Source organism: Actinomadura logoneensis, from assembly GCF_003428695.1.
Taxonomy (GTDB): domain Bacteria; phylum Actinomycetota; class Actinomycetes; order Streptosporangiales; family Streptosporangiaceae; genus Spirillospora; species Spirillospora logoneensis.
Genome location: NZ_QURH01000179.1, coordinates 1 through 6,966, shown reverse-complemented (window position 1 = coordinate 6,966; position 6,966 = coordinate 1). Strand labels below are relative to the sequence as shown.

6 protein-coding genes are annotated in these 6,966 nt (G+C 75.2%); 2 read left to right on the top strand and 4 right to left on the bottom strand.

The window, feature by feature from the left end:
- Both DZF91_RS41915 and DZF91_RS09335 read right to left on the bottom strand, forming a co-directional pair.
- The coding region (locus tag DZF91_RS41915; protein WP_235834183.1) for a hypothetical protein at positions 1–2,622 on the bottom strand (2,622 nt) is incomplete at its 3' end.
- A gap of 135 nt (positions 2,623–2,757) precedes the next feature.
- On the bottom strand, positions 2,758–3,282 hold the full coding sequence (locus tag DZF91_RS09335) for a gamma carbonic anhydrase family protein (protein WP_117357076.1): 525 nt from the start codon (positions 3,280–3,282) through the stop codon (positions 2,758–2,760).
- Positions 3,283–3,642: 360 nt separating this feature from the next.
- Between DZF91_RS09335 and DZF91_RS09330 the strand changes: the two genes are divergently transcribed.
- Together DZF91_RS09330 and def are read left to right on the top strand one after the other, a co-directional pair.
- On the top strand, positions 3,643–4,656 hold the full coding sequence (locus DZF91_RS09330; RefSeq protein WP_117357075.1) for a DivIVA domain-containing protein: 1,014 nt from the start codon (positions 3,643–3,645) through the stop codon (positions 4,654–4,656).
- A 139-nt stretch (positions 4,657–4,795) separates the two neighbouring features.
- A complete protein-coding gene (gene def / locus DZF91_RS09325) occupies positions 4,796–5,299 on the top strand; it encodes a peptide deformylase (protein WP_117357074.1) in 504 nt (167 codons plus the stop codon).
- A gap of 154 nt (positions 5,300–5,453) precedes the next feature.
- On the opposite strand, the gene arfB is transcribed toward def, so the two are convergent.
- Together arfB and DZF91_RS09315 are read right to left on the bottom strand one after the other, a co-directional pair.
- Positions 5,454–5,879: an alternative ribosome rescue aminoacyl-tRNA hydrolase ArfB gene (gene arfB, locus DZF91_RS09320; protein ID WP_117357073.1), complete on the bottom strand. Its 426-nt coding sequence runs from the start codon at positions 5,877–5,879 to the stop codon at positions 5,454–5,456.
- Between the two features lie 287 nt (positions 5,880–6,166).
- Positions 6,167–6,966: S1C family serine protease (locus DZF91_RS09315; RefSeq protein ID WP_117357072.1), on the bottom strand; the 800-nt coding region annotated here is incomplete at its 5' end.

Sequence of the window (6,966 nt, the reverse complement as noted above, 5' to 3'; positions counted from 1 at the left end):
GACGCGCGTCCGGGGCGGCGCCTTCTCGGGCGGCCGGTTCCCGGCGGGGTCGGGCCCGCCGGGCGCGGCCGGGGGCGGTGCCTGCCGGTTCGGCGGCTGCCGGTGGGACGTCGACGGCTCGTCGAACCGCGTGCCGTGCGGATCGATCTGGTCGTGCCCGCCCGGCGGAGGGCCTTGGTGGAAGCCACCCGGATACGGGGAGCGGCCCGGCCGACCGGGCGGGTCGGGCATGCGCTCCTCGGAGAAGCGACCCGGCTCCGGCGCGGAACCCGGCGGACGCCCTTGCCCGGCCGGCGGCATCGGCGGCTGCGCCATGTGCGCCTGCTGCATGGGCGCCTGCTGCATGGGCGCCTGCTGCATGGGCGGCTGCGCGGGCGCGCCGCCGGACGGCGCGTAGCCGAGCGCCGTGTACGGCGGGCGCGACGCCTCCTTGCCGTCCTGAGGGGGCGACGCGTCCGGCTTGGTCGACTCCTCCGCCTCGCCGTGGGACGGCACCGGCGGGGCGGCGTACTGGTAGACCCCCGCCTGGTCGGCTCCCGGCTGGTTGAACCCTGCCTGGTCGAACCCTGCCTGGTCGAACCCGGGCTGGTCGAACCCGGGCTGGTCGAACCCGGGCTGGTTGAAGGCGGCGGGTGCGCCCGGGTTCGCCGGAGGCGTCGGCGCGAACCGTCCGGGAGGCGAGGCGGGCGCGCCGGACGAGGGCTGGTAGCCGAGGGCCGTGTAGGGCGGCGCGAAGCTCTCCTGCTGCTCGTCCTGCGGGACGGCGGGCCTGGGGACGTGCGGGACCGGCGCGACGGGGTGCGGATCGACCGCGGGCGCGGGCTGCGCGAACGCGCGGTCGGCCTGCGCGGGCGGCTGGACGAACGGCTGGTCCGGGTTCACCGGAGGCTGGACGTGCTGCTGCCCCGGCGCACCGGGCTGACCCGGAGGACCGGGAGGACCGAACGCGCCGGGCGCGCCGGGCGCGCCGCCCAGGGGCGGCGGACCGGACATGCCTGGAGCGCCGGGCATGCCGTACGGCCCGGGCACAGGTGGCTGCCCGAAGGGCTGTGCGGGCTCTCCAGCCCCTGGCGGCCCGGCGGGCGCCCCGGGTGCCCCGGCGGCTCCCGGTGGCGCGTACGGCGACTGGGGCGGCTGCGGGGGCTGTCCAGGCTGCGCGGGCTGGACCGGCAGACCGAAGGGCGACGGCGGCTGGGCGTGCGCGTTCTTCTTCGGAAGCGCGATGCCGGTGCTCGTGCGGGCGGTCGCGCGCGTCCGCTCCGCGCCGATGATGCCCGCGACGATCGCGTTCGGCGTGGGGAATCCGCGCGGGCGGGCGGGCATGCCCCCGGCGAGGCGGCACCACGCGAGGTCGAGCTCGTACATCGCGGCGAGCAGCGAGTCGGCACCCTCCCCGGACGCGGCGACCGCCGACCGCAGCGGCTCGGCCAGGGCCAGGTCGTCCGGCCAGAGCCGCCGCAGCGGATGCCCGGTGCGGCTCATCACGGCCTGCACGGTGTACCGGATCTCCGGGTCCAGCCAGGGGACGATCGAGGCCGCGACGTCCTCGCGGACGACGGCGAGGTCGGCGCCGAGCAGCGCGGCGGCGACCATCCGCGGCTCGATGTAGGACGGGTCGGACGCGTCGCCGGTGATGTCGGCGACGGCCTCGGCGAAGGTGTAGAAGGCGTGCCGGAAGCTGTCGCCCGGCGAGCTCTCCGAGCGCAGCGCGGGCACCAGGTGCGGCGGGCAGCGGGTCAGCCACTGCTGGACGATCGCCTCGTCCCCGTACGGCAGCGCGCCGTAGTCGACGGTCGGGTTGCCGAGCGTCGCGCCCGCCATCGCGAGCAGCGCGTCGCCGCGCGCCTGGAAGCGCGGATCGTCGCGCAGCGCGCTGGCGGTCGCCCAGATCGTCCGCAGGACGACGACGGCCGAGTCGACGCGCCCGGCGCGCAGCCGCTCGGCGTACAGGCCGACGAGCTGCGACAGCGGCGGCGGGGTGAGCCAGCGCGGGCCGTCCACCTCGGGCAGCGGGACCGCGCGGTAGCGCTTCCAGAGCCCGGCCATCTGGGCGTCGTGCCGCGAGTCGAAGGCGGGCGCGGCGGCGCACCACAGCATCACGCCCCACGCGGCGAGCACGGTGGACGGCGTCCGGGTCGTGAAGACCTTGCCGTCGTGCGGGTACTCCTCGGGGGCGAGCGCGGCGGCGGACGCGAGCGTGCTGCGCATCCGGGCGGTCAGCTCGGGCGCGAACCCGCGCCGCACGAACGTCAGCGACGGCGACGGGTCGTAGGAGAAGTCGGGCCCGGCGGGCACCACGTGCGGGGGCAGCTGCGGAGGCTGCCCGCCCGCGTACTGCGCGGGCCGCGCACCGGCGCGGACGGCGGGCGAGTGCGGCGGCGGGCACAGGTACCACTGGCCGTCCGAGGGCTGCAGCCGGTACCACCGCGCCCACGCGCCGAACAGCCACCACGTGCCGTCCGGGAGGGCGAGCACGCGCCCGGCGATGGCGTGCTGGCGTTGCTGGGGCGGCGCCGACTGCCACCACCCCGCGGCCACCATCGCCCTGGTGTCCCGTTCGGCCGCCGCGAACGGATCCTGCCCGGGCGGTGGGGCGTTCCCTCGTCCCGGTCCCCACACCACGGGGTCATCGTAGCCGCGTCAAGGAATCCCCAACCCTTGCCGCCCTCCGCCGACTCCTCCCTGTTTGCTCCCCGCCCGCGCCCGTCCGATGGACGGCACTGCCGGGGGGCGCGCCGCGTGGGATCGGCTCGGGGGTCAGCTCCGCCAGGTGGCGCGGGCGTGGCGCTGGGCCTTCTTCATGTAGACGTCGGGCGTGTACTCCAGGACGGCCCGGTCGTCGTCGGTGAGGTCGCGGACGACCTTGCCGGGCGTCCCCGCGACCAGCACGCCGGACGGGATCTTCTTGCCCGGCGGGACGAGCGCGCCCGCCGCGACGAGCGTGTGCGCGCCGATGCGCGCGCCGTTCAGGACGATCGCGCCGATCCCGATGAGCGAGCCGGTCTCGACGTGCGCGCCGTGCACCATGGCCTTGTGGCCGAGGCTGACCCGGTCCTCCAGGACGGCGGGCATCCCCGGGTCGGCGTGCAGGCAGCTGAGGTCCTGGATGTTGCACTCGTCCCCGACGACGATCTCCTCGTCCTCGCCGCGCAGCACCGAGCCGTACCAGACGCTCGCCGCGCGGCCGAGCCGGACGCGTCCGACCACGACCGCGCCGGGCGCGATCCACGCGTCCGGGTGGATCTCCGGCATGTCCTCGTCCAGCGCACCCACGTAGTCCATGCCGCCGATCGTAGGACGCGCGCCCGCCGCGACGCGTCCGGCCCCGGTGCCGGGATGCGGTGCCGGGTCGTGGTGCCGGGCCGTGGTGCCGGGTCGCGGTGCTGGGTCGCGGTGCTGGGCTGGGGTGTAGTGCTGTGGGGCGTCGCTGGGGCGGTGCCGGGGGCGCGGTGCCGAGGGGGCGGTATTTCCCGTGATTCGATAGTTTGTCTTCCAGGCTCTGGTTAAGAAACGGCAGCGAGAACGGCATTCCGGTTGCGCGAATGGGGTGGACCGGACAACAGTCGATGCCGAACTTCCTCGAGCCGTCCCTGATCCCGCAAGGGGTGATCCTCACCCCCCGCCATCGACCCCCAAGGCATCATGAGCAACGACGCGGAAATCCTGCCGAACCTCCTCCGGGAGGAATCCTTCGAGATCGTCATGCGCGGCTACAACCGCCGCCAGGTCGACGAGTTCATCGCCCGCAGCCAGAACCAGATCCGCGAGCTGGAGGCCCGGCTCGCGCGCGCGCTCGACGACGTGGAGCGCACCCGCCGGGAGATGGCCGAGGTCCGGGAGGCGCGCAAGCCCACCGGCGACGACCTGTCCGACCGGCTCCGGCAGATCATCAACCTCGCCGAGGACGAGGCGAAGGAGAAGCTGGCCGACGCCGAGGCCAGGGGCGCCCAGATCCGCAAGGACGCCGAGCACGAGTCCACCCGGATCCTGGAGGAGGCCCGCGGGCTCGCCGAGCGCGACCTCGCGCACGCGCGGGAGAAAGCCGACCAGGTGCTCGCCGCCGCCAAGAAGGAGGCCGACGGCGTCCTGTCGGCGGCCAAGCAGGAGGCCGAGCAGACGGTGACCGGCGCGCGGCTGGAGGCCGAGCGCACCCTCACGTCCGCCGAGCGCCGCGCCAACGTCATCAACGAGGGCGCGACGCAGCGCCTGAACCACCTCACCAAGAACCACACCCAGGCGCTCCAGCGGCTCACCGAGATCTCCGAGACGCTGCACCGGCTGCTCACCGTCGAGAACGACGCGGGCCCCCTGGAGAAGATGGTCGAGGAGGTCAGCCGCACTCCGGCGCGCAAGCGGCCGGTCGCGCCGCAGAACCAGCACCAGCACCAGCCGCCCGCGCCGGGGCAGGCGCCCGCCGGCCCACCGGAGCCGGTCGTCGCCAAGCCGGTGTCCGGCATCCCGCGGACCGCCCCGCCGCCGGCCCCGCCCGCTCCCGCGCCCGCGCACGCCCAGTCCCCGCGAGACGACGTCCACGGTCCCGAGCACGGCGCGACGCCGCCTGTACCACCGCAGGTCAAGGCCGTATCGCCGCAGGCCAAGGCCGTCCCGCCCGCTCCCGTCCGCGACACCGAGCCCAAGGCCGACACCCTCGACTGACCCCGCAGGCCCAGCGGGCGAGCAGGGGCTGAGCGCCGCCGTTCCCAGCGGGACGGCGGCGCTCCCCTTTCCGGGGTCGGGTTTCCCTGCCCGTCCTGGGCGTTCTCCGGCGTGTGGCCGCTTTGTACGATCGTGGGTCATGGCCGCCGTACGACCCGTCCGCCTGCTCGGTGACCCGGTGCTGCGCACCGCCTGCGACCCGGTCCGGACCTTCGACGACTCCCTCCGACGCCTGATCGACGACATGTTCGCCACGCTCGACGCGCAGAACGGCGCGGGGCTGGCCGCGAACCAGATCGGCGTCCCGCTGCGCCTGTTCGTCTACGACTGCGCGGACGACCGGGGCCGCCGCCACACCGGCCACGTCGTCAACCCCCGGCTGGTCGAGGCGGACGGTGAGCCGCTGACCGAGGACGAGGGGTGCCTGTCCTTCCCCGGCCACCGCTTCGCCACCCCGCGCCACGCCCGTGCGGTCGTGGAGGGCTTGGACAAGGACGGCCGTCCGGTCCGCGTGGAGGGCACCGGGTACTTCGCCCGCTGCCTCCAGCACGAGACCGACCACCTGGACGGCAAGGTCTACATCGACACCCTCGAGGGAGCGGTCCGGAAGGCCGCGCTGCGCGCCGTCCGCGAACTGCGCTGACCGGCGTCCGCGAGCCGTCCGCCGCCATTATCAAGATCATTTAAATGGGCGCGGACGCGTTCGCCACGGCGTCCGCGCCGGGCCGAAATCACGCCGCCGGACGTCCTTCCGACGGGATAAGGACCGGCCGCGCGAGGCGTTCCCGCGGGCGAACTCAGGACCAGCGGGTTGATCGACCGCGTTTGACGTCCGAGCGGCGGCGCTTGTTCTCCAGACGCCGTTCGTTGATGCCGCGCGGCACCTTTTTCGGGATGCGCTTCTTCGGCGGCGGCGCGATCGCGTCCGACAGGACGGCCGCGAGCCGCGCCTTGGCGGCCTCCCGGTTGCGCAACTGCGACCGCTGCTCCTCGGCGCGGATCGACAGGACGCCGCCGACCAGCCGTCCGGCCAGCCGTTCCAGGGCGCGGGCGCGCAGCGGCTCGGGCAGGGACGGCGAGTTCGCGACGTCGAAGCTGAGTTCGGCGGCGGTCGCGCTGGTGTTCACGTGCTGTCCGCCGGGCCCGGACGATCGGGAGAAGCGCCAGGTCAGCTCGGTCTCCGGGATGAAGACCGAGTCGCGGACGGAGATGATGCCGGGCATGCGGTGATTATCCCCGTCCGGCCGCGGTCATGTCCTCCCCATTTCCCGCCGGCGTCCGGCCGGGCCGCACGCGCGGCGCGCGCCGGAACGAAAGGACACGGCCGTGCCGACTCCCTCAAGTCCGCACGGCCGTGCTCCCGCTCGACGGACCGCCGGGGACGGGGATCCCCGTGATCCGTCACCACCTCGGGACGGGCCCGTCCGCCCGCTCCCCCCAGAGCCCGTGGTCGGGCGCCGTCCCGTGGTGAGTCGATGTGCTCGGTGATTCCTGCCGCCGTCGGCGCGGCTCAGACCGAGCCGCCCGCCAGGATGCGGTTGACCGACCGGCGCGCGTCGTTGATCGGGATGGCGAACCCGACCCCGATGCTGCCCGAGCCGTCGCCCGACGTCGCGATGGCGGTGTTGACGCCGATGACCTGGCCCGCGCCGTTGACCAGCGCGCCGCCGGAGTTGCCCGGGTTGATGGCCGCGTCGGTCTGGATAGCGTTCCTGATCACCGTGGTCCGCCGCGCGGTGTCGCGACCCTGGAGGAACGGCGCCGGGTCCTGCCCGCCGTCCCCGCCGTCACCGCCGTCGCCCTCCTGGATGCTGCGGCCGAGCGCCGACACGATGCCGGACGTCACCGAGCCGTCCAGGCCGAGCGGGCTCCCGACCGCGAGCACCGGGTCGCCCACGGCCAGCTTGGCGCTGTTGCCGAGGACGGCCGGACGCAGCCCGGACGCGCCCCGCGCCTGGACCACCGCGATGTCGTGCGCGGAGTCCACGCCGAGGATCCGGGCCGGGGCCGTCCGCGCGTCGCTGAACCTCACCGTCACCTGGCGCGCCCCGGACACCACGTGCGCGTTCGTCAGGATCATCCCGTCCGCGCGGAGGATGACGCCGGAGCCGGTGCCCTCGCCGGACGGGGAGACGGTCCGCAGCGACACCACCGACGGCTGGACGGCCTTGGCGACCTGCGCGGTCGTGGCGTCCCCCTTGGTGGAGACCCCGGCGACCGCGGCCGGTCCGGCGAGCGGGTCGGAGTCGCCGCCCAGCGCGAGCGTCGCCGCCGCGCCGGCTCCCCCGGCGCCGAGCGCGATGGCCGCCG

Excerpts from the sequence above, each read along its gene's own strand:
- DZF91_RS09335 (WP_117357076.1), bottom strand. The coding sequence starts at position 3,282 with ATGGACTACGTGGGTGCGCTGGACGAGGACATGCCGGAGATCCACCCG.
- DZF91_RS09330 (WP_117357075.1), top strand. The coding sequence starts at position 3,643 with ATGAGCAACGACGCGGAAATCCTGCCGAACCTCCTCCGGGAGGAATCC.
- def (WP_117357074.1), top strand. The coding sequence starts at position 4,796 with ATGGCCGCCGTACGACCCGTCCGCCTGCTCGGTGACCCGGTGCTGCGC.
- arfB (WP_117357073.1), bottom strand. The coding sequence starts at position 5,879 with ATGCCCGGCATCATCTCCGTCCGCGACTCGGTCTTCATCCCGGAGACC.